Annotated in this window: 1 pseudogene; it reads left to right on the top strand. The window is 76.5% G+C overall.

Annotated features, from left to right (window positions below):
* Positions 1–2704 (top strand): annotated as a pseudogene (locus MCAG_RS32175) (type I polyketide synthase); the annotation flags it as partial.

Raw genomic sequence — 2704 nt, 5'->3', positions numbered from 1 at the left:
GCGCTGCGCGGCTCGGACACCGGGGTGTTCTGCGGCGTCATGTCGTCCGACGACTACGGCGGCGCCATCCCGCCCGAGCTGGAGGGCTTCCGCCTCACCGGGACCACGAACAGCGTGGTGTCCGGCCGGGTGGCGTACACCCTCGGGCTGGAGGGTCCCGCGGTCAGTGTGGACACCGCGTGCTCGTCGTCACTGGTCGCGCTGCACCTGGCCGGGCAGGCGCTGCGCTCCGGCGAGTGCTCGCTGGCGCTGGCCGCCGGGGTCACCGTGATGGCCAAGCCGTTCCTGCTGGTCGAGTTCAGCCGGCAGCGCGGGCTGTCCGCTGACGGGCGCTGCAAGGCGTACGCTGCCGCCGCCGACGGCACCGGCTTCTCCGACGGCCTCGGCGTGCTGGTGCTGGAACGTTTGTCCGACGCCCGGCGGCACGGCCGACGCATCTGGGGCCTGATCCGCGGCAGCGCGGTCAACCAGGACGGGGCCAGCAAACGGGCTGACCGCGCCGAACGGCCCGTCGCAGGAGCGGGTGATCCGGCAGGCGCTGGCCGGCGCCGGGCTGCGGCCGTCCGACGTTGACGCGGTCGAGGGCCACGGCACCGGCACCCGGCTGGGCGACCCGATCGAGGCGCAGGCGTTGCTGGCCACCTACGGCCGCGACCGCGAGGAGCCGCTGTGGCTGGGGTCGGTCAAGTCGAACATCGGCCACACCCAGGCCGCGGCCGGCATCGCCGGGGTCATCAAGATGCTGCAGGCGATGCGGCACGGGACGCTGCCGCGCACCCTGCACGTGGACGCGCCGTCGCCGCACGTCGACTGGACGGCCGGCCGGGTCGAGCTGCTGACCGAGACGGTGCCGTGGCCGGCGTCCGGCCGGCCCCGCCGCGCCGGGGTGTCCTCGTTCGGAGTCAGCGGCACCAACGCGCACGTGATCCTGGAGGAGGCGCCGCCGGCCGCGAGCAGCCCGGCGCCGGCGCCCGGGACCGTGCTGCCGGCCGTGCCGGTGGTGCTGTCCGGGCGTGGCCCGGCGGCGCTGCGGGCGCAGGCGCAGCGGCTGCACGCGGCGCTGGTCTCCGAGCCCGGCTGGACGCCGCTCGACGTCGCCCACTCGGCGGCCACCACTCGCGCGCACCTGGAGAACCGGGCGGCGGTGGTCGCTGCGGACCGCGACGAGCTGCTGGCCGGGCTGCGCGCCCTGGCCGGCGGCGAGGCCGCGCCGGGTGTCGTGGACGGCCGGGTCACCGGCGACCGGGTGGCGTTCGTCTTCCCGGGCCAGGGCGCGCAGTGGGACCGCATGGCGGTGGAGCTGCTGGACACCGCGCCCGAGTTCGCCGCGGAGATCGCCGCCTGCGGCCGGGCGCTGGCCCGCCACGTGGACTGGGATCTGGAGGCCGTGCTGCGCGGGACGCCCGGCGCGCCGTCGTTGCAGCGCGTCGACGTGGTGCAGCCCGCGCTGTTCGCGATGATGGTGGCGCTGGCGAAGCTGTGGCGGTCGTACGGGGTGCGGCCAGCCGCGGTGATCGGGCACTCGCAGGGCGAGATCGCCGCCGCATACGTCGCCGGCGGGCTGTCGCTGGAGGACGCCGTCCGGGTGGTGGCGGTGCGCAGCCAGCTCGTCCGGGACCGCCTGGCCGGTTCCGGGGCGATGGTCTCGGTGGCGCTGCCGCTGCCCGCGGCCCAGGAGCTGATCGCGCCGTACGGCGACCTGATCTCGGTCGCGACGATCAACGGACCGGCGGCCGTGGTGGTGGCCGGCGACCCGGCGGCGCTGGACGAGATGATCGCGGCCGCGGAGCGCGGCGGGATCCGGACGCGCCGGGTGCCGGTGGACTACGCCTCGCACTCGCCGCACGTGGAGGTCCTGCGCGAGGAGCTGCTCACCGCGCTCGCCCCGGTCCGGCCGCGCTCCGGCGAGGTGCCGTTCTACTCCACTGCGGAGGGCGGCTACCGGAACACCGCGGGCCTGGACGCCGCCTACTGGTACCGCAATTTGCGCGAGCCGGTGGGCTTCGAGCCGGCCGTCCGGGCGCTGCTCGACGACGGCGTCACCGCGCTGATCGAGGTGTCCCCGCACCCGGTGCTGACCATGGCGATGCAGGAGACCGTGCAGGAGGCGGACGCCGGTGAGCGGGCCACGGTGCTGGCCTCGCTGCGCCGCGACGAGGGCGGCCTGCCCCGCTTCCTGCTGTCGCTTGGCGAGGCGCACGTGGCCGGGGCGACGGTGGACTGGCCCGCGGTGTTCGCCGGCACCGGGGCCGGCCGGGTCGCGCTGCCGTCGTACGCGTTCCAGCGCGAGCGGTACTGGCTGTCGTCCGCCGCGGCCACCGGTGACGCGTCCGCCGCCGGTCTCGACCGGGTCGAGCACCCGGTGCTGGCCGCCGCGGTGCCGGTGGGCGACCGGGACGAGTGGGTCTTCACCGGACGGGTGTCGGTTCAGGCGCAGCCGTGGCTGCGCGACCACGCGGTGGCCGGCACGGTCGTGGTGCCGGGCGCCGCCCTGATCGAGCTGGCCAGCGCCGCGGGCGCCCGCCTGGGCTGCCCGGTGCTGGACGAGCTGGTGCTCCAGGCGCCGCTGGTGCTTGCCGAGGACGACGTGCGGCAGGTGCAGGTCCGGGCCGGCGACGCGGACGCCGACGGCCGCCGCGAGGTGGCGGTCTACTCCCGGCGGCAGGACCCCGGTGAGGACGGCGGGTCCCCGGTCACCTGTCAC

This window comes from Micromonospora sp. ATCC 39149 (assembly GCF_000158815.1).
GTDB lineage: Bacteria > Actinomycetota > Actinomycetes > Mycobacteriales > Micromonosporaceae > Micromonospora.
Note: the sequence above shows the minus strand (reverse complement) of the source record. Positions and strands in the feature narration are given on the sequence as shown.